This window comes from Rhodococcus sp. NPDC003348 (assembly GCF_053589375.1).
Genome location: NZ_JBSFRT010000019.1, coordinates 61,084 through 86,508 on the forward strand (window position 1 = coordinate 61,084; position 25,425 = coordinate 86,508).

General features: G+C 72.1%; 1 protein-coding gene (only partly in view). It reads right to left on the reverse strand.

Going from position 1 to position 25,425, the window contains the following annotated elements:
• Positions 1–24,927, reverse strand: partial view of a non-ribosomal peptide synthase/polyketide synthase gene (locus ACWDU4_RS14560; protein WP_450114606.1) — the 5' portion only. It extends 18,555 nt beyond the left edge of the window; 24,927 of the gene's 43,482 nt are visible here — the first part of the coding sequence; it begins with the start codon at positions 24,925–24,927; its stop codon lies off the left edge, out of view.
• Positions 24,928–25,425: the final 498 nt, after the last annotated feature.

A 25,425-nucleotide genomic window follows, 5' to 3' on the forward strand; every position in this document is an offset into this window, starting at 1 on the left:
GCCCGATTCGGTGTCCGGGACCCAGGCGGCGTCGCCACCGACCTCGGCGGTCGCGACACGGCCGAGGTAGTTGAACCCGATCTGCGGTGCCGGCAGTTCCCGCAACTCGGCGGCGGTGTCCGCGTTCAGGTAGCGGAGCAGGCCGTAGCCGATGCCGTGGTCCGGGATCGAGAGCAGCTGTTCCTTGACCCGCTTGATCGCGTCTCCGGCCGCGGCACCGCCGGCGAACGCCTCGTCGAGGTCGATGCCGTCGAGGTCCAGCCGCACGGGGAACGCGGTGGTGAACCAGCCGACCGTGTTGGCGAGGTCCGCGCCGGGCACGGCCTGTTCCTCGCGGCCGTGGCCCTCGAGGGTGACGACGGCACCGGGCGCGTCGACGCCCCGATCCCGCCGCCACTTCGCGACCGCCAGCGCGAGCGCGGTGAGCAGTCCGTCGTTCGGGGTGCCGTGCACCATCGCGGGCACCCGCCCGAGCACCGCCTCCGCGACACCGGAGTCGAGTTCGACCCTCAGGTCGGCGAGGCTCGAGACGGTGTCGGCCTCGGGATCGAGCGCGCGGGCACCGAGCAGCGGGTCCGGGCCGTCCAGCACGGACCGCCACAGCGGCAGTTCGACGACGCGATCGGCGGCGGCGTCGGCCAGGCCGTGGGCCCAGCGCCGGAACGAGGTGCCCACGGCGGACAGCTCGGGCCCGTCGCCCTGCGTGGCCCGGACCCAGGCCAGAGCCAGATCCGGCACCAGGGCACGCCAGGAGACACCGTCGACCACCAGGTGATGGGCGAGCACGAGCAGCCGGCCCGCACCGGACGGCTCGGTGTCGAGCCAGACGAACTGCACCATCGACCCGGCTTCGGGGTCGAGGCGGCGTGCCGCGGCACGCATCTCGGCCTCGGCGCGAGCGCCGAACCCGGCCGAGCCGGGCGCGTCGGCCACCCGAACCCGGGTGATGACCGCGTCCGCGGACACCGACCCGACGCCGGTGACCGCGAGGTGGCCGCCGTCGCCTGCGCCCACCAGACGCGAGCGCAGCATGTCGTGGTGATCCAGCACGGTCTGCACGGTGGCGTGCAGGTCGCTCTCGGTGATGCCCGCGGGCAGCGTGAGCATCACGGCCTGCGAGAACTCGTCGAACTCCCGAAGATGCTCGATCATCCAGTGCACGATCGGGGTGAGCGGCAGCTCACCGATGCCGCCGCCCGGCAGTTCCTCGAGCGTGACCGCGTCGGCACCGACCGCCGCGACCCGTGCGAGGGCCGCGATCGTCTTGTGCTCGAACACGAGCGCGGGCTTGAGCACGATGCCCTCCCGCTTGGCCCGGGAGACCAGCTGGATGGCCATGATCGAGTCGCCGCCGAGCGCGAAGAACGAGTCGTCCACGCCGACGCGGTCCAGGCCGAGCAGTTCGGCCACCAGCCGGCACAGCACGGTCTCGGTCGGGGTGCTCGGCGCCCGGTAGGTCTCCGCCCGGTCGGTGAGGTCCGGTGCGGGCAGCGCCTTGCGGTCGAGCTTGCCGGATGCGTTGAGCGGCAACGAGTCGAGGACTATCAGCACCGACGGCACCATGTACTCGGGCAGCCTCGCGGACAGCGCCGAGGTCAGCGTGTCGACCTGCGGGGCCGCGCCCGGGGCCGCGGTCAGGTAGGCGACGAGCTGCTGTGCGCCCGGAATGTCCTCGCGCACGAGAACGGCCGCCTGCGCGACCTCGGGCTGTTCGAGGAGCACCGACTCGATCTCGCCGAGCTCGATCCGCAGACCGCGCAGCTTGACCTGGAAGTCGGTCCGCCCCAGGTACACCAGTTCGAGTCCGCCGGTGGAGCCTTCGACCCACTTGACGAGGTCACCGGTGCGGTACATCCGCTGACCGTCGGCCATCGGGCTGGCGACGAACCGGTCCGCCGACAGGTCGGCGCGTCCGACGTACCCGCGTGCGAGCTGGGCGCCCGCCAGATACAGCTCACCCGCGACACCGAGCGGGACCGGACGGAGCCGGCCGTCGAGCACGTGCAGCTGGGTGTTCCAGACGGGGGCACCGATCGGCACCGTGGCGGTGTCGGCCGGCGTGTACTGGTGGAACGTGACGTCGACGGACGCCTCGGTCGGCCCGTAGAGGTTGTGCAGCGCCGCCGCACTCAGGCCGGCGAACGCCTGCGCGGCCTGCGGTGTCAGTGCCTCGCCGGAACAGAAGACCTGACGCAGGGACGGCACCCGCCCGGCGTCGACCACGGACGTGAAGGCCGACAGCATCGACGGGACGAAGTGGGCGGTCGTGACGGACTCCGCCTCGATGAGCTCCGCCAGGTACAGCGGATCGCGGTGCCCGTCCGGGCGTGCGATCACCAGGGTGGCACCAACCTGCAGCGGCCAGAAGAACTCCCACACCGAGACGTCGAAGGTCGACGGCGTCTTCTGGACTACCGTGTCCTCGGGCCCCATCGGGTACTGCGCCTGCATCCACTCGAGGCGGTTGACGATGCCCGCGTGCGGCACCGCGACACCCTTCGGGCGGCCGGTGGACCCGGACGTGTAGATCACGTAGGCGGTGTTCGAATCACGCAGCCGCGCAACACGTTCCGCGTCGACAACCGGGGCGTCCGAGTATCCGCTCGTGTCGAGGGAGTCGAGCGACCAGATCGTGGTGCCTGCAGGCACGTCGAGGTCGACGTCACCACCGGTGAGCACGACGGCCGGCGCGGAGGACTCGAGCACGTACCGGGTCCGGTCGGCGGGATGGTCGGGGTCCACCGGCACGTAGGCACCACCGGCCTTGACCACCGCGTACATGCCGACCAGCAGCTCCACCGACCGGCGCGCCGCCAGGGCGACGAGCACGTCCGGACCGACGCCGGCGTCGATCAGCTTGCGCGCCAAACGGTTCGCGCGCGCGTCGAACTCGGCGTAGGTCAGGCGCTCGCCCTCGAAGACCAGCGCGACCGCGTCGGGGGTGCGGGCGACCTGAGCGTCGAACAGGTCGACCAGGGTGGCCTCGGCCACCGGGTGCGCCGTCGCGTTGACCGCGGCGATCGCGGACAGGTCCGCGGCACCGGCGATCTCCACGTCACCGACCACGACCTGCGGGTCGGCGGCGACGGCGGCCAGGATCCGCAGGTAGGCGTCGGCGAAGCCGCGCACCGTCGCCTCGTCGAACAGCGCGGTCGCGTAGCTCAGGGTGGAGGTCAGGTCGGCGGGCGAGCCGTCCTCGTCGCGCGCGTCGCCGACGGTCAGCTGCAGGTCGAACTTGGCGACGTCGAAGTCGGACGTCAGTCCGCTCACGGCCAGTCCGGGCAGCTCGAAGGTCGCCTGGGTGTTGTTCTGCATCGTGAACATCACCTGGAACAGCGGCGAGTACGCCGTCGACCGGGTCGGCGCGAGCACCTCGACCAACTGCTCGAAGGGCATGTCCGCGTGGGTGAACGCGGACAGGTCGGTCTCGCGGGCCGCCTCGATCAGCGACTCGAACGTCGCCCCCGGATCCACCTCGGTGCGGAGCACCAGTGTGTTGACGAACATGCCGACGAGGTCGTCGAGGGACTGCTCGCCGCGACCGGCGACCGGGGTGCCGATCGCGATGTCGGACTCGCGGCCCAGGCGCGCGAGCAGCACCGCGAGCGCGGAGTGCAGCACCATGAACAGGCTGGCGCCGCGGCTGCGGGCCACGTCCAGGAGCCGGGCGTGGGTGTCGGCGTCGATGACGAACTCGACGTTCGCACCGGCCGTGGACTGCACCGCGGGACGCGGCCGGTCCATCGGCAGATCGAGCACCTCGGGCAGTCCTGCGAGCCGCTCCCGCCAGTACGCACTCTGCTTGGCGATCAGCGACTCGGAATCGTCCGGCGCACCGAGGGTCTCGCGCTGCCAGATCGCGTAGTCCGCGTACTGCACGGGCAGGGCGGCCCACTGCGGCGCGCCACCGTGCGCGCGGGCACCGTAGGCCACCATGATGTCGCGGGCCAGCGGCGCCACCGAGGCACCGTCGGCGGCGATGTGGTGCATCACCACGACCAGCACCCGCTCGGTCGGCGAGGTCTGCAGCAGCGTGACCCGCACCGGCGGCGCAGCGGTGACGTCGAAGCCGCGGGAGATCAGCTCGACCGCACGACCGACGACCTCGGACTCGACCACCGCGACCGGGGTCAGGGACACCGGCAGGTCCGAGATCGGCAGGATCTCCTGGTACGGACCGTCCGCCGAGTCCGGGTACACCGTCCGCAGCACCTCGTGCCGGGCCAGCACGTCGGCCACGGCCCGTTCGAGCGCGGCGACGTCGAGGTCACCGGACAGTCGAACGGCCATCGGCACGTTGTAGGCCGCCGAGTCGGTGTCGAACTGGTTGAGGAACCACATCCGACGCTGCGCCAGCGACAGCGGAATCCGCTGCGGCCGCGCCGTCGCGGTCAGCGCCGGCGCCTCCACGGTCGACGAATGTTCCACGCGTGCCGCGAGTTCCGCGACGGACGGGGCGTCGAACAGTTCGCGCACCCCGATCCGCACGCCGAGCGCGGCGCCGACCCGGGCGGTGACCTTGGTTGCGGACAGCGAGTTGCCGCCGAGGTCGAAGAAGCTCGCGGTCACGCCGACCCGGTCCACGCCGAGCACCTCGGCGAAGACACCGGCGACGATCTCCTCGGTGAGGGAGCGCGGCGCGACGTAGTCGACGCCGGGGGTGACGAACTCCGGCTTCGGCAGGGCGCGCCGATCCAGCTTGCCCGCCGGGGTCAGCGGGACCTCGGCGAGCCCGATCACGTGCGACGGCACCATGTACGCGGGCAGGAACTCCGCCGCGAAGGCGCGCAGCGTGTCTTCGTCCACCGTGCGCCCGGCCGCAGGCAGCACGTAGGCGACCAGGACGGTGCCGCCGTCGGGGGCGGTGACGCCCTCGGTGGTGACGAAGCCGACGCTCTCGTGGCAGGCCAGCACGCCGCTGATCTCGCCGAGTTCGATGCGGAACCCGCGCACCTTGACCTGGAAGTCGGACCGGCCGACGTACTCGAGGGTGCCCTCGGCGGTCCAGCGCACCACGTCGCCGGTGCGGTACATCCGCTCGCCGGGACGCCCGAACGGGTTGGCGACGAAGCGCTCCGACGTCAGCGGCCCACGCGCGTGGTAGCCGCGCGCCAGCGCCGGACCGGACAGGTACAGCTCGCCCGCGACGCCGACCGGCGCCGGCCGCAGGCGGCCGTCGAGGACGGCGACCCGGAAACCGCGGGTGGGGGCACCGATGGTGATCGGCTCACCGGCCTGCAGCGGCGCCGACACCGTCGACCACACGGTGGCCTCGGTCGGGCCGTACAGGTTCAGCATCGTGCGGTTCGGCGCCCAGCGGGCCACCAGTTCCGGCGGGCACGCGTCACCCGCGACCGCCAGGACACGCAGGGTGTCGAGGCCGGTCGGGTCGGCCGCGGCGAGCGCGGCAGGGGTGATGCAGGCATGGGTCACCCGCCGGCTCAGCAGGAACTCGGAGAGCTCCACACCGCCGAACAGGTCGGCGGGGGCGATCACCATGGTGGACGCACTGCCGAACGCCATCAGCATCTCGAACACCGACGCGTCGAAGCTCGGGGACGCGAACTGCAGTGTGCGCGAGCCCGGTTCGATGAGCATGTGGGCACGCTGCTCGGCCACGAGATCGGCCAGGCCGCGGTGGGTGACCACCACGCCCTTCGGCTGGCCGGTCGAGCCGGACGTGTAGATCACGTACGCGGCGTCGTCGACCTGCACCGGCCGGGCCGGCTCGACGGCCTCGTCGGACCCGGCGGCGATCGCGTCGACATCCTCGTCGAGGACGAGCCAGTCCACCCGATCCGACAGTGCGGCGCGGTGGCGAGACGTCGTGACACCCACGGCCACGCCGGAATCGGTGAGCATGTGCGCGATGCGCTCGGCCGGATAGTTCGGGTCGACCGGCAGGAAGGCGGCCCCCGCCTTCGCGATCGCCCACACCGCGGCGACGGTGTCGATCGAGCGCGGCATCGCGATGGCGACGAAGGAGCCGGCACCCACACCCCGGTCGATCAGGAGCCGGGCCAGACGGTTCGAGCGGGCATCGAGATCGCGGTAGCTGATCCGGGTGTCCCCGGCGTCGACGGCGTCGCGCGCCGGATCGACCGCGACGGCCGCCGCGAGGATCTGCGGGAGGGTGCGGGGCGGGAGCCCCTCAGGACCGGCGACGCCGGCGAGTTCGTGCTCCTCGCGCGGGTCGAGGATCGGCACGTCACCGACCGGGATGGTCGGATCGACGACCACGGTCGACAAGATCCGCACCAGCCGGTCCGCGAACGTGCGCACCGTGGCGGGGTCGAACAGGTCGGTGGCGTAGGTGAACGCCGCCTGCATGCCGTCCGGTCGGCCGTCGGTGTCCACCTGCTCGCTCAGCGAGAGCTGCAGGTCGAACTTCGCGACGTCCGCGCTGATCTCCTCCGGGGAGATCGTCAGGCCGGGCAGTTCGAGCCGCACGTCCGTGGCGCTCTGGAAGTCGATCGCCACCTGGAACAGCGGATGGTGCGACTGCGACCGAGACGGGCTGAGCACGTCGACGAGCCGCTCGAACGGCAGCTCCGTGTGCGCGAACGCGGCGAGGTCGGTGGTGCGGGTGTGCTCGAGCAGGGTGGCGAAGTCGGTTTCCGGCTCGACCCGGGTGCGCAGCACCAGGGTGTTGACGAACATGCCGACCAGCGCGTCGAGTTCGGGCTCCCCGCGGCCGGCGACCGCGGTGCCGATCGCGATGTCCGTGGTGGTGCTCAACCGGGCAAGCAGCACCGCGAGGGTGGCGTGCATGACCATGAACACGGTGGCGCCCTGGGCCCGCGCGATCGCGGCGACCGCGCGGTGGACCTCGGCGTCGATCGCGAACTCGACCCGGCCGCCGCGCATCGAGGCGCGGGCGGGCCGCGGCCGGTCGGTCGGCAGGTCGAGCTGGTCGGGCAGCCCGGCCAGCGCGCCCGTCCAGTGCGACAGCTGTGCGGCCGCCCGGGACTGCGGGTCCTCGGCGTCGCCGAGCAGTTCGCGCTGCCAGATCGCGTAGTCGGCGTACTGCACCGGCAGCGCGGTCCACTGCGGCTCCTGCCCGTCGAGGCGGGCCGCGTAGGCGGTCATCAGGTCGGTCACCAGTGGCGTCAGGGAGACACCGTCCGCGGCGATGTGGTGCATCACCAGCACGAAAACGTGCTCGTCCGGGACGTCGCGATCGGTGGCCAGTTCGAGCAGCGCGGCCCGGACCGGGACCTCCGCCGTCACGTCGAAGCCTTCGGTCGCGAGCGCGGTGATGCGCTCGACCAGCTGCTCGGCCGCGATCGACTCGGCCGCGACGTCGAGCTCGACGGCATCGAGGTCGAGCACGACCTGGTGGCCACCGTCCGCAGAATCGGGGTAGACGGTGCGCAGCGTCTCCTGCCGGCCGACCACGTCACGCAGCGCCGCGCGCAGCGCCGCCACGTCGAGCGAACCGGACAACCGGACCGCCAGCGGAATGTTGTAGGCCGCCGACTCCGGATCGAGCCGGTTGAGGAACCACATCCGCTGCTGTGCGAGCGACAGCGGAACGGCGCCGTCCCGGGGCTGCGCGACGAGCGCGGGCCGCGTGCTGTCGCCGCCCCGCACGACCCGGGCCGCGAGCTCGGCGACGGTGCGCGCCTCGAACAGGTCGCGCACGCCGATCGCGGTACCGAAGGCCTGATTGACCTGTCCGACAACGCGAGTCGCGACCAGCGAGTTGCCGCCGAGGTCGAAGAAATCGTCGGTGGCTCCGACGCGCTCCGCGTTCAGGATCCGGCCGAACACCTCGGCGATTCCGGTCTCGACGTCGCCGCGCGGTGCCACGTACACCGCGGCACCGGCGAACTCGGGGGCGGGCAGCGCGGACCGGTCGAGCTTGCCGAGGGCGGTGAGCGGCACCTCGTCGAGCACCATGATCACCGCAGGCACCATGTACGGCGGCAGGGTCTTCGCGATGTGCGCCGCGAGGGCGTCGGTGTCCAGTGCCGTCCCGGCCACCGGCTGGACGTACGCGACCAGCGCGAGGTCACCCGCCGGGCCGGGGCGGCCCACGGTCGCGGCGAACGCCACCGCCGGGTGTGCGGACAGGGCGGCGTCGATCTCGCCGAGCTCGACGCGGAAACCACGCACCTGGAGCTGGAAGTCCGAACGTCCCACGTACGCCAGGTCCATCGAACCGGTCCACCGGACCACGTCGCCGGTGCGGTACATCCGCTCGCCGGGAGCGCCGTACGGGTTGGCGACGAAGCGTTCGGAGGTCAGGCCGTAGCGGGCGTGGTAGCCGCGGGCGAGACCGGCATTGGTGATGTACAGCTCGCCGGGGGTGCCCACCGGCACCGGGCGCAGCCGCGAGTCGAGAACCAGGGCGTGCACGCCGCGCATCGGCGCGCCGATGGTGATCGGCGTGCCCGGCGCGAGCGGTTCGGTGATGGTGACGATGACGGTCGTCTCGGTCGGGCCGTACGCGTTGCGCAGCCGGCCACCCCAGCGGGCCGCCAGCTCCGGCGGACACACGTCACCACCGACGACGACCCGCTCGACGAGATCGAGACCGGTGGCGTCGATCGTCTGCACGCCCGTCGGGGTGCCGACGACCAGGGTGATCCGCTGGTCGCGGATGAAGCCGGCGAGCTCGGCGCCGCCGTACAGGTCGGTCGGGGCGATGACCATGGTGGCGCCTGCCCCGAACGTCGAGAGCATCTCGCCGACCGCGGCGTCGAAGCTGATCGCCGCGAACTGCAGCACCCGCGAGGCGGTGGAGGTGCCGTAGAGGTCGACGACGTCGGCGGTCAGCGAGGCCAGGCCGCGGTGCGGCACCGCGACGCCCTTGGGCAGACCGGTGGTGCCTGAGGTGTAGATCATGTACGCGACGTGGTCCACCGACAGCGCGGCGGTGCGGTCGGCGTCGGTCAGCGGCGCCGCGGACCGGGCCGCTACGCCCGCGGCGAGCGCCGTGTCGTCGAGCTCGAGCCAGCCACCCGCGGGGCGGGCCGCCTCCGGCAGCGCGGCGTGGAACTCGGCGGTGGTCAGGCCGAGCACCGCACCGGAGTCCGTCACCATGTGGGTGATCCGGTCGGCAGGCAGCTTCGGGTCGATCGGCACATAGGCGCCACCCGTCGCGGCGACCGCCCAGATCGCCACGATCGCGTCCACCGAACGCGGAATTGCCAGCGCCACCATGGAGTCCGGCCCGACACCGAGGTCGACCAGGTGCCGCGCCAGCCGGTTGGACCGGGCCGCGAGCCCCGCGTAGGTGACGTGCTCGCCGGCGAACTCGATCGCGGTGCGGTCGGCGTTCTCCGCCGCCGCGGTGGCAAGAATCTGCGCCAGCGTCCGCGGCGCCGTGGCATCGGCGCCACGGGCGGTGGTCAGCGCGGATCGCTCGGCCGCATCGAGCACCGCGAGATCGCCGACCGGGGTGGCCGGCGCAGCCAGTGCCGTGGCGAGCAGCAGACACAGCCGCTCCCCGAACCGCGTCACGGTCGCGGCGTCGAACAGGTCGGTCGCGTAGGTCAGCACCGCGTCGGCGCCGGCATCCGCCCGCTCGAGCACGGTCAGCATCAGGTCGTACTTGGCCGAGCCGGTCGGCGCCTCCAGAGCGTCGACGTCGAGACCGGCCAGCTCGAACCGGGACCGCGTCGGCGACTGGAACGCCAGCGCCACCTGGAAGAGCGGCGAGTGCGCCGTCGAACGCGGCACGTCGAGCACGTCCACCAGCTGCTCGAACGGGATCTCGGCGTGCTCGAACGCGGCGAGGTCGGTGGCCCGGACACGGGCGACCAGGCCGTCGAAGCTCTCACCGCGGTCCACCGCGGTGCGCAGCACGAGGGTGTTGACGAACATGCCGACGAGGTCGTCGAGTGCCCGCTCCCCCCGGCCGCCGACCGGGGTGCCGACGGCGATGTCGTCGGTGCCGGACAGCTGCGCGAGCAGCGTCGCGTAGGCGGCGTGCACCACCATGAACGGCGTCACGCCACGGCGGCGCGCGTAGGCGGTGACCTCCGCGTACAGCTCCGCCCCGAGAGCGAAACGGTGGTCGGCGCCCCGCATGGACTGCGCGGGCGGACGCGGGCGGTCGGTCGGCAGGTCGAGGCGGTCCGGCAGCCCGTCGAGGGTCCGGCGCCAGTGGTCGATCTGTCCGGCGGCGAGGGACTGCGGGTCGGCCGAGTCGCCGAGCACCGCCCGCTGCCAGATGCTGTAGTCGGCGTACTGGACGTCGAGCGGCGCCCAGGTGGGCACCTCTCCCGCGAGCCGGGCGCCGTACGCCACCATCACGTCGCGGGCCAGCGGAGTCATCGACAGTGCGTCACCCGAGATGTGGTGCAGCACGAGGACGAGCACGTGCTCGCCTCGGGCGTCGCCGTCGGTGACGCGAAGCAGCCGAGCATGCAGCGGCACCTCGACGGTCACGTCGAAGCCGCGGGTCACGGTCTCGGCGACGGCGGCGGACAGCCCCGCCGAGTCCACCTCGACCGGAGTCAGGTCGGGCACCACCGTGCCGGTGGGCACGATCACCTGGTGCGGGCCGGACTCGGAATCCGGGAACATCGTGCGCAGCGACTCGTGCCGTTCGATCACGTCGGCCACCGCGGCCCGCATCGCGTCGACGTCGAGCCCGCCGACGAGACGGACCGGCAACGGCAGGTTGTACGCGGGCGAGGACGGGTCGTAGCGGTTGAGGAACCACATCCGCTGCTGGGCGAGCGACAGCGGCACCGCCGCGCCGCGGTCCTGACGCACCAGCGCCGGGCGGTCCCGACGGTCGGACAGCTCCAGCCGCGCCGCGAGCTGCGCGACGGTCGGGGCCTCGAACAGGTCCCGGACCCCGACGCGGATCCCGAGCGCCTCGCCGACCTGCGAGACCACCCGGGTCGCGACCAGCGAGTTGCCGCCGGCGTCGAAGAAGCTCTCCTCCACGCTGATCCGCGGCACGCCGAGCACGTCGGCGAACACGCCGGCGACCACCTCTTCGACCGGGTCGCGCGGCGCAACGTACTCCGCCGTGACGAGGTCGAACACGGGCTCCGGCAATGCCTTCCGGTCCAGCTTGCCGCTGCCGTTGAGCGGGAACTCGTCGAGCACCATGACCGCGGCGGGCACCATGTACGACGGCAGCGACTGCGCGGCGTGCGCGGCCACGGCGTCGCCGGTGACCTCCCACTCGCCGGTCGGCACGACGTAGCCGACGAGCTGGTCGCCGGTGTGCGCGTCGGTGCGAACCACCACGACGGACTGGCTGACGCCCGGCGCGGACAGCAGCGCCGCCTCGATCTCGCCGAGCTCGATCCGGTTGCCGCGCACCTTGACCTGGAAGTCGGTGCGGCCGACGTACTCCAGCACCCCATCGGCCCGGTGACGCACCAGGTCGCCGGTGCGGTACATCCGGTCACCGGCGGCGCCGAACGGGTCGGCGACGAAGCGGTCCGAAGTCAGGTCGACCCGGCCCTGGTAACCGCGTGCCAGCTGGACGCCCGACAGATACAGCTCACCCGCGACACCCACCGGAACCGGCTGCAGGCGCGAGTCGAGCACGTACAGACGGGTGTTCCACATCGGGACGCCGATCGGCACGACGCCCCGGTCGTCGGCGGTGTGCCGCCAGTACGTGACGGCGAGGGACGCCTCGGCCGGGCCGTACAGGTTGTCGAGCGGCGCGGACGCCAGCGCCCGGAACCGTTCGGCGGTCTCGATCGGCAGCGCCTCACCGATCGCGATCACCGCGCGCACCGAATCCGGGATGCGCGCAGACGAATTCGACACGAACATCGCCAGCATCGAGGGCACGAACTGCACCACGGTGACGTTCTCGTCGACCATCAGCCCCGACAGGTACTCGGGGTCGCGGTGCCCGTCCGCGCGGGCGATGACGAGCCGGGCGCCGGTCTGCAGCGTCCAGAAGAACTCCCACACCGAGACGTCGAACGTCATCGGGGTCTTGAGCATCACCGCGTCGTCGGTGGTGAGCGCGTACTCCGCCTGCATCCAGCGCAGCTGGTTGACCAGGCCGGCATGCGGCACCGAGATGCCCTTGGGCCGACCGGTGGAGCCGGAGGTGTAGATCAGGTTCGCCGGGTGCTCCGGGCGCAGCGGGGTGATCCGGTCCGCGTCGGTGACCGGGGCGGCGTCGAGGGCGGCGGTGTCGATCTCGTCGATCCGCAGCGCGGGCGCGTCGGCGGGCAGCGCGTCGGCGTCGCGGGAGGTGGTCAGCACGCACACCGGTGCCGCACTGTCCAGGACGTAGCCGTTGCGCTCGGCCGGGTGGTCCGGGTCCAGCGGCACGTAGGCGCCACCGGCCTTGAGGATCGCGTACATGCCGACGAGCAAATCGATGGAACGGCGAATCGACAGGCCCACAACCGATTCCGGACCCACGCCCAGACCGATGAGGTGCCGTGCGAGGCGGTTCGCCCGCGCGTCGAACTCGGCGTACGTCAGCTGCTCGCCCTCGAACACGAGGGCCACCGCATCCGGGGTGCGGGCCACTTGCGCGTCGAACAGTGCGGCGAGGGTGTCCGTCCCGGCCGCGACCTCCGGCACCTCGTGCGCGGTGTCGTTCCAGGTGTCGAGGACCAGGGTGCGCTCGTCCTCGGAGACGAGCGCGATGTCACCCACCGCGACCGCGGGATCGGCGGCCACGGCGTCGAGGACGGCGGTGAACCGGCGGGCGAAGGTCTCCGCGGTCGACCGGTCGAACAGGTCGCTCGCGTAGGTGAGCACGATGTCGATGTCACCGGGCGCCCCCTGGGCGTCGGTGGTGTCCGTGACGGTCAGCTGCAGGTCGAACCGGGACTGGCCGGTCTCGAACTCGGCGGGCGCCACCGTCAGGCCCGGCAGCTCGAGGGCGGCGCGGGTGATGTTCTGGAACCACAGCGACACCTGGAACAGCGGGTGGTAGGCCGCCGACCGGGTCGGGTTCAGCGCCTCGACGAGCCGCTCGAACGGGATGTCGGTGTGCGTGAACGCGGCCAGGTCGCCCTCGCGGACCCGACCGAGCAGGTCCGCGAACGAGGCGTTCTCGTCGACCTCGGTCCGCAGCACCAGGGTGCCGACGAACATGCCGACCACGTCGTCAAGCGCGGCCTCGCCGCGGCCCGCGATCGGGGTGCCGACCGCGATGTCCTCGCTGCCCGACAACCGGGCCAGGAGCACGGACAGGGCGGCGTGCACGACCATGAACAGCGTCGAATTCGTCTGCCGCGCAACCTCGATCAGGCGCGCGTGCAGCGCGGCGTCGAGGCTGAAGGCGACGTCGCCGCCCCGGTAAGACTGCTGCGCCGGACGTGGCCGGTCGGTGGGCAGTTCCAGCAGGTCGGGCAGGTCCGCGAGCGCGGTGCGCCAGTAGTCCAGCTGCCGCGCGGCCAGCGACTGCGGGTCCTTCTCGTCGCCGAGCAGCTCGCGCTGCCAGATCGCGAAGTCGCCGTACTGCACCGGCAGCGGGGCCCAGGCCGGCGCCTCCCCCGCGGTGCGCGCGGTGTACGCGATCATCAGGTCCCGGGCCAGCGGCGCCGAGGACCAGCCGTCGAACGAGATGTGGTGCAGGACGAACACCAGCACGTATTCAGCGACGGCGGTGCCGTCCATGTCGGCAGTGGTGGTGGCGAGCAGCCGTACCCGCAGCGGCGGGGCCGCGGTGACGTCGAACGGGGCGGTCGCCAGCGCGACCACCTCCCGTTCGAGCTCGCCCTCGGCGACCCGGACGACCTCGAGGTCCGCGGTCGCCGCGACCTGCTCGGCGGGCAGCACCACCTGGTGCGGGCCCGACACCGAGTCCGGGTACACCGTGCGCAGGGTCTCGTGCCGGTCCAGCACGTCACGCATCGCCGCGCGCAGCGACGGCACGTCGAGCTCGCCGGTGAGGCGGATCGCGAACGGCATGTTGTAGGCGGCCGACGCCTGGTCGAACCGGTTGAGGAACCACATCCGCTGCTGTGCCAGCGACAGCGGCACCTCGCCGTTGCGGTCGCGGGCGGTCAGCGCGGGCCGCGGCGCGGCCTCGTCTCCGGCCTCGGCACGCACGGCGAGCTCGGCGACGGTCGGCGCGTCGAAGATCTCGCGCACTCCGAGCCCGGTCCCGAAGGCGGCGTTGACGCGGGAGATCACCTGGGTGGCGATCAGCGAGTTGCCGCCGAGATCGAAGAAGTTGTCGGTCGCGCCGACCCGCGGTGCGCCGACGACCTCGGCGAAGATCGTGGCGACGATCTCCTCGACCGGCGTGCGGGGTGCGATGTAGGCGCCGACCGCGGCGTCGAAGGACGGCGCAGGCAGTGCGCGGCGGTCCAGCTTGCCCGCCGCGCTGAGCGGCAGGTCGGGAAGCGTCATGATCGCCGACGGCACCATGTACCGCGGAAGGGTCTTCTCGAGCGCGTGCCGCAGCGCCGCGGCGTCCGCGGCCGCGCCGTCCACGGTGACCACGTAGGCGACCAGCTGGGCACCGACCCGCTCGTCCTGGTGGACGATCACCGCGGCGCGGGCGATGGTGGTGTCGGCGCGCAGCGCCGCCTCGACCTCACCGGGTTCGAGGCGCTGGCCACGCAACTTGACCTGGAAGTCGGTGCGGCCCAGGAACTCCAGCTCACCGGCGGCGTTCCACCGCACCAGGTCGCCGGTACGGTACATGCGCTCGCCGGTGGCGAACGGGTCGGCCACGAAGCGTTCGGCGGTCAGGTCGACGCGCCCCAGGTAGCCTCGGGCGACCTGGTCACCCGACAGATAGAGCTCTCCCCCGACGCCCACCGGAACCGGGTGCAGACGGCTGTCGAGGACGTGCGCGCGCACGCTCGCGCCGGGTCGGCCCATCGGCACGATCGAGCCGGGAACCCGGGTGGCCGGGTCGAACTCGTCGGCGACGGTCACCGTCACGGCGGTCTCGGTCGGCCCGTAACCGTTGCGCACCCGCACACCCGCGGCGGCGGCGCGTTCGGCGAGCGCGAACGAGATCGCCTCGCCGCCGACGCGGACGAACCGCAGCGAATCGGCGAGCGGAAGGCCGGAACCGAGGAAGACCTCGAGCATCGACGGGACGAAATGCGCGACGGTGACACGCTCACGCGCGATCAGGTCCGCGAGGTAGGCGGCGTCACGGTGACCGTCCGGCCGCGCGACCACGATCCGGCCGCCCGTCTGCAGTCCGATGAACGACTCCCACACAGCGACATCGAAGGTCGGCGCCGACTTGTGCAGCAGCACGTCCTGTTCCGAGAGCTCGGCCTCGTCGCGAATCCACCGCAGGTGCGCGGTGACCGCGAGGTGCGAGACCACGACGCCCTTCGGACGACCGGTTGAACCGGAGGTGAAGAACACGTACGCGGGGTGCTCGGGGTGCACGGCCGAACGCCGGTCGGCGTCGGTCAGCGGCACGGCCGAGCCGGACTCGTCGACCTCGTCGACCCGCAGGACGCGGCGTCCGTCCAGCGGCAGGCCTGCCTCGTCCGCGGCGGAGGTCAGGACGCACACCGGTGCGGCGGCGTCGAGCACGTACTCGTTGCGGTCGAGCGGCTGCTCGGGGTCGACGGGCACGTACGCACCGCCGGCCTCGACGACCGCGTACGCGGCGACGAGCGATTCCACGGACCGGCGCATCGCCACCGCGACGGTGGCTTCCGGTCCCACACCGAGGCCGACGAGGGCCCGCGCGACACGGCTGACCCGGGCCTCGAACTCGGCGTACGTCAGCGACCGGTCGTCGTCGGAGACGGCGACCGCATCCGGCGTGCGCAGCACCTGGGCGTGGAAGTCGTCCAACAGCAGTCCGGAGCGGGTCGGGACGGCATGCGCCGACCCGAGTGCGGTGACGTCGGCGATCTCGTCGGCACCGAGCAGGGTCACGTCACCGACCGCGACGGCCGGATCCGCGACCACCGCGTGGAGCAGCCGGGTGAACCACCGGGTGTACCGCGCGATCGTCGACTCGTCGAACAGGTCGGTCGCGTACAGGAACGTCACGTCGTAACCGGCACTCGCGCGCTCGGTGACGGTGACCGCGAGGTCGAACTTCGACACCGCGGTCCTGATGCCCTCGGCGGCGACGGTCAGCCCCGGCAGGTCGATGCGGGGATCGGTGAAGTTCTCCAGCGCGAACTGCACCTGGAACAGCGGCGAGTGTGCGGCGGAGCGAACGGGGTTGAGCACCTCGACCAGCCGCTCGAACGGCACGTCGGCGTGCTCGAACGCGGCCAGGTCACGGCCGCGGACCTGCGCGAGCAGATCCGTGAACGAGGCCGCGCCGTCCACCTCGGTGCGCAGCACCAGGGTGTTGACGAACATGCCGACCAGCTCGTCGAGCGCCTTCTCGCCACGGCCGGCGACGGGTGTGCCGACCGCGATGTCGGACTCGCCGGACACCCGCGACAGCAGCACCGCGAGCGCGGACTGCAGCACCATGAAGGGGGTCGAGCGGTGCGCATGCGCAAGCTCGTCCACGGCGCGGCGGGTCTGCGCGTCCAGCGAGAACTGCACGCGCGCACCGTTGCCCGACCGGACGAGGGGACGTGGACGATCGGCAGGCAACTCCAGCACGTCCGGCAGGCCCGCCAGTTCGCGCGTCCAGAAGTCGATCTGGCGCGCCGACAGCGACTGGGGGTCCTGCTCGTCGCCGAGCATCTTCCGCTGCCAGATCGCGAAGTCCGGGTACTGCACCGGCAGCGGCGCCCACACCGGCGGCGCCGCCTGGGTACGGGAGGTGTAGGCGAGCACCAGGTCGCGTGCCAGCGGCGCCAGCGACCAACCGTCGGTGGCGATGTGGTGCATCACCAGCGCAAGCACGTGCTGATCGGGGGCGAGTTCGAACAGGTACGCCCGCACCGGGATCTCGCGGGTGACGTCGAATCCCGCGGAGCCGATTTCCAGTGCCCGCGTGTGCAGTTCGCCCTCGGACACGGCGATCGAGGCCAGCTCGACACCGACCTCGGCAAGCGGCAGAACCACCTGTTCCGGTCCGTCCGCGGTCTCCGGGAACACGGTGCGCAGCGACTCGTGCCGATCCAGTACGTCGCGCAGCGCCTCGCCCATCGCGGCGACGTCGAGCCGCCCGGACAGCCGGATGGCCATCGGTACGTTGTAGCTGCCGGAACCCGGATCGAACCGGTTGAGGAACCACATTCGCTGCTGTGCCAGCGACAGCGGGATCCGGGCGGGGCGCTCCCCCGCCACCAGCGGAAGCCGGTCCGCGGCGCCGGTGGCGGCGTGCTCGGCACGCAAGGCCAGCCCGCCGACCGTCGGAGCCTCGAACAGGTCCCGGACGCCGATCGCGGTACCGAGCGCGGCGTTCACCCGCGCGGTGACCTTGGTGGCGATCAGCGAGTTGCCGCCGAGATCGAAGAAGTCGTCGGTCAATCCGGCGCGCGAGACACCGAGGACGTCCGCGAAGACATCCGCGACGAGCTCCTCGACCGGCGTCACCGGCGCGACGTATTCCGTTGCGGCGGAGGTGAACACCGGAGCCGGCAGCGCCCGGCGGTCGAGCTTTCCGACCGGGGTCAGCGGCACCTCGTCGAGCACCACGATCGCCGCGGGCACCATGTAGGCGGTCAGCGAACGGCCGACGAACTCGGCCAGCTCGGCGGTGTCGATCGTCGTGCCGGGCGCGGGACGCACGTAGGCGGCGAGCTGCGTCTGGCCGTGCTCGTTGTCGACGCCGAGGGTCGCCGCGAAGTCCACCGTCGGGTGCGCGGTCAGGGCGGCGTCGATCTCGCCGAGCTCGATCCGGAAACCGCGCACCTTGACCTGGAAGTCCGAGCGGCCGAGGTACTCGATCGTAAGATTCTCGGTCCACCGCACCAGGTCACCGGTGCGGTACATGCGCTCGCCGGGCGAGGTCGGACTGGCGACGAACCGCTCCGCGTTGAGCGCAGGCCGGTCGTGATAGCCGCGGGCCAGGCCCACACCCGAGATGTAGAGCTCACCCGTGGCTCCCACAGGAACCACCCGGAGCCGCTCGTCGAGGACAAGCAGGGACACACCGCGGATCGGGCCACCGATGGTGATCGGCTCGCCCGGCGTCATCGGGTCGCTGATGGCCGCCATGATCGTGGTCTCGGTCGGGCCGTAGCCGTTGTGCAGTCGGCGGCCCGGCGCCCACCGGGCGACGATCTCGGCCGGCACGGCCTCACCGCCGGCGACCAGGTGCTGCAGGGTGTCGAGACCGGTCGGATCCACCGACGCGAGCGCCGACGGCGTGATGAAGGCGTGCGTGACCCGCTCGGCGACGATCAGGTCGTGCAGCTCGGCGCCACCGAACACCGTCGGAGGCGAGACCACCAGCGTCGCACCGGTTCCGAACGCCATCGTGTACTCGAGGATCGACGCGTCGAAGCTGGGCGACGCGACGTGCAACACCCGCGACGCGGGCGTGACGTCGTAGCGTTCGCGCTGCTCGACCGCGAAGTTCGCCAGGCCGGTGCGGGTGACGACGACGCCCTTCGGCAGGCCCGTCGACCCCGACGTGTAGATCATGTACGCGGGCTGCTCGAGGTGCGAGGCGCCACGACGGTCCGCGGCGGTCAGCGGCGCGGCGGACCGCTCCGCGGCCAGGGACACGAACTCGTCGGTGTCGATCACCAGCCACTCGGCGTCACCGTCCGGCAGCAGGGACCGCTCGGCGGAGACCGTCAGACCGATCCGGGCGCCCGAGTCGGTGAGCATGTGCTCGATCCGGTCGAGCGGGTAGTTCGGGTCGACCGGCACGAACGCGCCACCGGACTTGAGCACCGCCCACATCGCGACGATCGAGTGCAGCGAGCGGGTCATGCCCAGCGCCACAAAGGTTTCCGGGCCGACACCCCGCTCGACCAGCAGCCGGGCCATCCGGTTGGACTGCTCGTCGAGCTCGCGGTACGTCAGCTCCCGGCCACCGAAGGAGACAGCTGTCCCCTCGAGGTTGGCGGCACACGCCTGCGCGAAGAGTTCGAAGCCGTGCTCGGTCGCCACGGCGGGCAGACCGTGGACCGGTGCGAGCACCGCCCGCTCCGCCTCGTCGAGGATCTCCACGCTGCCGACGGCCGCGGTCGGGTCCGCCACCACCGCGGCCAGGATCCGGGTGAAGCGGGCCATGAGCCGTTCGACCTCGTCGCGGCCGAACACGGTCGGCAGGAACTTGGTGGTGAAGCGCAGCGCCGGATCCTGCAACGCGACCAGGGTCAGCGGGTAGTGGGTGGCGTCGTTGACGCCGATGTCGAGCACGCGCATGCCCGCGATGTCGCTGGCCGCGGCCAGCGCGTCACGGTTCACCGGGTACGACTCGAACACGGCCAGCGTGTCGAACAGGACGCCGAGTCCCGCGGTCCGCTGGATGTCCGTGAGTCCGGTGTGGTGATGGTCGAGCAGGTCCGCCTGCTCGCCCTGCAGCCGGCGCACCAGGTCGGTGATCGACTCGTCCTCGTCCAGGCGCACCCGCACCGGGAGGGTGTTGATGAACAGGCCGATCATCGTCTCGATGCCCGGCAGGTGCGGCGGGCGACCGGACACGGTCGCGCCGAACACCACGTCGGTGCGGCCGGTCAGGCGGGCCAGCAGCACACCCCACGCGGCCTGCACGATCGTGTTGGCGGTGACGCCGAGGTCGCGGGCCAGCGCGACCACTCCGGCCTCGACCTCCGCCTCCAGGGAGACCTCGATCTCCTCCGGCACCGGCAGCGCCGCCACCGGGTGACCGGACGCGATCAGGGTCGGCTCCTCGAGCCCGGCCAGCGCCCGCGCCCAGGCGTCCTCGGACGTCTGCGGGTCCTGCCGGTCGAGCCACTCCAGGAAGTCCCGGTAGGAGCGACCGCGCACGAGCGCCGAACGGTCCCCGGCCTGCGCGTACAACGCGAGCAGGTCCTGCAGGATCAGCGGCAGCGACCAGCCGTCGATCAGCAGGTGGTGGTTCGTGATGGCCAGCCGGTACCCGTCGGCGGCGGTGCGAACGAGCAGCAGCCGCACCAGCGGCGGTGCGGCGACGTCGAATCGCGCGACCCGGTCCGCGTCGATCAACCGGGTGGCCTCCGCCTCGGCGTCGGCCGGGTTCCGGTCCGTCAGATCGATGGTGGTGAACGGCACCACGGCCTCGTCGACGACGATCTGCGCGGGGACGCCTGCCTCGTCGTAGACGAACGCGGCCCGCAGGCTCGGATGCTGGTCGACCAGCGCCTGCCCGGCAGCGCGCATCCGGTCGGCGTCGACGACGCCACCGAGGTCGAGAACGATCTGCGCGGTGTACACGTCCACCGACTGGTCCGTCAGCGTGGCGTGGAACAGCAGGCCGGACTGCAACGGGGACAGCGACCACACGTCGGTCAGCGACGGGTACCGCCGCTCCCACACCTCGATCTGATCCTGTGTCACCGACACCAGTGGCAGGTCGGACGGGGTGTACCCGCCGGTGTGCTCCGACGCGGCGAGCGCGGCGAGTCCGTCGAGGGCCCGGCACCACAGCCGCGCCAGTTCGGCCACCGACTTCTCGTCGAGCAGCCCCGACGCGTACGCGAACGTCGCGCTCAGGCGGACACCGTCGGCGGTGTCGGCGGCGATGGCGTCGATCGCCAGCGCGGCGGACAGCGCCATGTCGGCGTCCCGGTGCGCACCGGTGCCGAGCGAGTCGCCGTCCGGCATCCAGCCGACGGACCGCAGCTCGTCGGGGATGTCGCCGGCGGAGAGCCGGCCCAGGTAGTTGAACGCGATCTGCGGCCGTGACCAGTCGCGCATCCGGCTGGCGGTCTCGTCGTTGAGATGGCGCAGCATCCCGTAGCCGATGCCGTGGTCCGGCACCGATCGCAGCTGTTCCTTGATCCGCTTGAGCGCGGTCGCGGCGGCCCGGCGGCCGGCCAGCGCGTCGTCGAGGTCGACGTCGCCGAGATCGAGGCGCATCGGGAAGACGCTGGTGAACCAGCCGACCGTGCGAGACAGGTCGGCGCCCGGGACCACGGCCTCCTCACGGCCGTGTCCCTCGAGGTCGATCAGGGTGGACGCCCAGTCCTGGCCGCGGTCGCGGCGCCACGCGGCAACCGCGATCGCCAGGCCGGCGAGCAGGGCGTCGTTGACGCCGCCGCGGAACTGCGCGGGCAGCGTGGTCAGCAGCGCCTCGGTGGTCGGGCCGCTCAGCTCGACCTCGATGCGCTGCTCCGTGGCCGCCACGTCGACGGCCGGGTCCAGGGCCCGCGCACCGAGCAGCGGGTCGGGCCCGTCGACGATCCCGCGCCAGGTGTCGAGTTCGGCGACCCGCTCCGGGGCCTGCGCGGCCTCGAGAAGACCGTGCGCCCAGCGGCGCAGCGACGTGCCGACCTCGGGGAGGGCCGGAGCGGCGCCGGCCGCGATCTGCAGCCACGCCGTCGCGAAGTCCGGCACGAGCGCGCGCCAGGACACACCGTCGACCGCGAGGTGGTGGACGACCGCGAGCATCCGGTCCACGTCGACGACCGCATCCGCAGCGGTGAGCCGGACGAACTGGGCCATCACGCCTGCTGCGGGATCGAGCCTGCCCGCGGCAGCCGCGGTCTCGGTCTCGATCTGCGCCGCGAACGCCTCGGTTCCCGGGGCCGCCACCGCGGGGACCTCGACGACGAGGTCCGCGGCCGACACCGACCCGATCGGGAGGGCGCGGAAGGCCACGTCGGTTCCGGAGCCGGTCAGCTGCGACCGCAGCATGTCGTGGCGGTCCAGCACGGCCTGCACCGTCGCGATCACCTGATCGGACGCTGCGCCCTCCGGCAGCACGAGCACCAGTGCCTGCGCGAAGCCCGCGAACGTGCCGAGGTCGAGCATCGAACGCACGATCGGGGTGAGCGGCACGTCGCCGACGCCACCGCCGGGCAGTTCCTCGAGCCGGGCCGCGGCGGCGTCCGCGTCGTCGACGATCCGGGCGACCTCGGCGAGGCCCGCGACGGTGCGACGCTCGAACACGTCCCGCGCGGTGAACGAGAGACCGGCCGCCTTCGCGCGGGAGACCAGCTGCATCGAGATGATGCTGTCGCCGCCGAGCTCGAAGAAGCTGGCGTCGACATTGATCCGATCGAGGCCGAGGACCTGGGCGAAGACCGCCGCGATCCGGTGTTCGAGCGGGGTGCTCGGATCGCGGTGCTCGCCGGCCGCGGCGGTCGGCAGCGGTTCCGGCAACGCCGCGCGGTCGAGCTTGCCGTTGACCGTCAGCGGGATCTCGTCGAGGACGACGACCGTGGCGGGGACCATGTACTCCGGCAGCTGCCTGCCGGCGTGCCCGAGCAGGTCGGCGGTGTCGACCTGCTCGCCCTCCACGGGCAGCACGTAGGCGACGAGGAGGCTCTGCCCGGCCGCACCGGTCCGCACCTGGGTGGTCGCGAAGTCGACGGCGGGGTGGCTCGAGAGCGCGTCGTCGATCTCGCCCAGCTCGATCCGGAAGCCACGGACCTTCACCTGGAAGTCGGAACGGCCGACGTAGTCCAGGTCGCCGGCGCCGGTCCAGCGGACCACGTCGCCGGTGCGGTACATCCGGGCGCCCGGCTCGCCGAAGGGGTTCGCGACGAATCGCTCGGAGCTGAGCGCGGCGCGACCGTGGTAGCCGCGGGCGAGGCCCGGGTTGGCGATGTACAGCTCGCCGGCCACCCCGATCGGGGTCGGTCGCAGCTGCGAGTCGAGGACGAGGGCGTGCACGCCCCGCATCGGGGCACCGATCGTCACCGGCATGTCCGGGGTCAGCGGATCGGTGATGGTGACGATGACCGTGGTCTCGGTCGGGCCGTACGCGTTGCGCAGACGGCCGTCCCAGCGGGCGGCGAGCTCCGGCGGGAGCACGTCGCCACCGGTGATGACGCGGACCAGCTCGTCCAGGCCCTCGGGGTTCAGGGTCTGCGCGGCGGGAGGCGTCGAGACCAGCGTGGTCACGTGCTCGCTGGCGAGCACCGCGGCCAGGTCGTCGCCGCCGAGCACGGTCGGCGGCGTGACCACCAGGGTCGCGCCGTGCGCGAACGCGGCGAGCATCTCACCGAACGCGGCGTCGAAGCTCGGCGACGCGAAGTGCGCGACGCGGGCCTCGGGGGTGACCGAGTAGGTGACGCGCAGGTCCGCCGCCAGGGTCGACAGGCCCAGGTGCGGGACGACGACGCCCTTCGGCTTGCCGGTCGAACCGGACGTGTAGATGACGTAGGCCGGGTTCGCGGGACGGATCGGCGCGAGCCGGTCGGCGTCCGTGACGGGGTCGGCGGACTGCGCGGCACACAGCTCGCCCAGCTCCGCGGAGTCGAGGACCAGCCAGTCCACGCCGTCCGGCAGGTCACCGCGGTGCGCGGCCAGCGTCACGCCCTCGGCGATCTGCGAGTCGGTGACCATGTGTGCGATGCGGTCGGCCGGGTAGTTGGGGTCGATCGGCAGGTAGGCGCCACCGGCCTTGGCGATGGCCCAGACCGCGAGCACCGATTCCAGCGAGCGCGGCGCGGCGAGGGCGACGAAGCTCTCCGGCGCGACCCCGCGGTCGATGAGCACCCGCGCGAGCCGGTTGGCCCGGGCGTCGAGCTCACGGTAGGTCCACTCGGTGCCGTCGAGGGTGACCGCGACGCGGTCGGCGTGCAGCTGCGCACTCTCGGTGAGGATGTCCGCGAGGACGCGCGGCTCGGTCGCCTTCTCGCCCCGCCGGTCCGCCAGCCACACGACCTCCGCTTCGCCGACGTACTCGAGGTCGGAGAGGGTGGCCTCGGGGTCGGCGGCGACGAACCGGGCGAGGAAGTCGAAGAAGCGTTCGTGGTGCCGCGCGACCTCCTCGTCGGTGTAGCGGGCCGGGTTGCCGATGAAGTCGATGTGGGTGCTGCCGGTGCCCGTCTCGTACAGGTTGAGCATCAGGTCGTCGACCGGGCCGGACGAGAGCACGTGCAGGTGCGAGGTCATCTCGCCCAGGCGCAGGTCGCCCAGGCCCATCATGATGTTGACGACGGGTCCGAAGTACGCCCGCTCGGCGCCCTGGACGCCGAGATCACGCCGGATGTCCTCGGCGCGGTACCGCTGGTGCCGCAGGGCGCCGACGAGCTGCACCTGCACGGACTCGACGAGGCTGCCGATCGAGGTGTCCGCGCCGACCGTGACACGCAGCGGCACCACGTTCGACACCATGCCGCCGGCGCGGCGCATCGCGGCGGTGGTGCGCGCGGACACCGGCAGCGAAAGCAGGACGTCCTCGGTGCCGGTCATCCGGCCGAAGTAGGCGGCGAACGCGGCGATGCTGGCGGGCGCGAAGGACGGGCCGGCCTCGGTCATCCGGTCCACGGTCTCCGCGGACAGCGGCGCGCTGGCCACCCGGCTGAGCGCCTGCGCGGGGGCCTGGCGGGGGGCGAAGCTGACCGGCTCCGGCAGCCCCTTCGCGATTTCGCTCCAGTACTCCCGGTCGGTGGCGAAGCGGGAGGAGGTCCGGTACTTGTCCTCGGCCTGGTAGAGCTCGAACAGCCCGTCCTTGCGCTCGGTGGGCAGCTCGGCGCCCGAGAGGGCCTCGGTGTACAGCTCCGCGGTGCGGGTCATCAGCGTGATCGCGCCGAGACCGTCCAGCGCGACATGGTGGCAGCGCGCGTACCAGTAGTGATGATCCGGCCCCAGGGTGAGCAGGGCGCAGAGGATCAGGGGATCACCGAGCAGGTCGAGCGGGGCGGTGTACTCGGCCTGCATCCACGCCCGAGCGGCCGCGGCGGGGTCGGACTCGCCCGAGAAGTCGAGACGGACCATCGACTGGTCGATCGTGCGGTCGACCATCTGATAGGGACGCCCGTCGACGTCGAGGATGCGAAGGTAACCGGAACCGAGTTCCTTGCCGACAACGATGAGAGCGCGTTCGAGCAGGTCGACGTCGAGTGCACCGCGAAGATCCACGTACTGCGCCATGTTGATCGGCACATCGGGATTCAGCTGCTGCGAGAGCCACAATCCGAACTGGGCGGCCGAGAGGGGGAACGCGCCGGCGGGGACTCCCGCCGCCTCCCCCGCCCGTGCTCCCACGTTCGTCGTCGCCTCGTCCACTCGTATCCTCCTCGTTGCCGTCGCCACGGCCTCGTTCGTGAAGGACCCGAACGCACGAATCGAGGACCCCATGTCCCCCGACTCAGCAGGTCCCTCTCGAATCAACTCTCGCGCCCCCGCGTCCGAACATGCCGAACCGGCACGGTTGAACACCAGGGGTCCTTCTCATTATCTCTTGTGGATGTGCAGCCGTTACTTTGGGTCCGGGGTCTGACACATCCGATACAATGCCCACCGACACGGCCTTGTCCTGCGGAAACGTGCCTCAGTCGGGGTTGGGACGGGGCCGTGTGATCGAGTGAATGCACCCACGTGGGCTGCCCTCGATGTGATATCGGTCGAACAGCTGTCATTCGGTCATCCGACCATCACGAAATGGGCACTCGACCCGACTTCCACATCTGCCACCGTCGGGCTCCCGCCACGCCGGCCTCTCGCCGAATCGGCCTCCTCGCCGCGCCGCTCCGTCGAGCAGCGCCTGAAGTTCGATCGCCACCC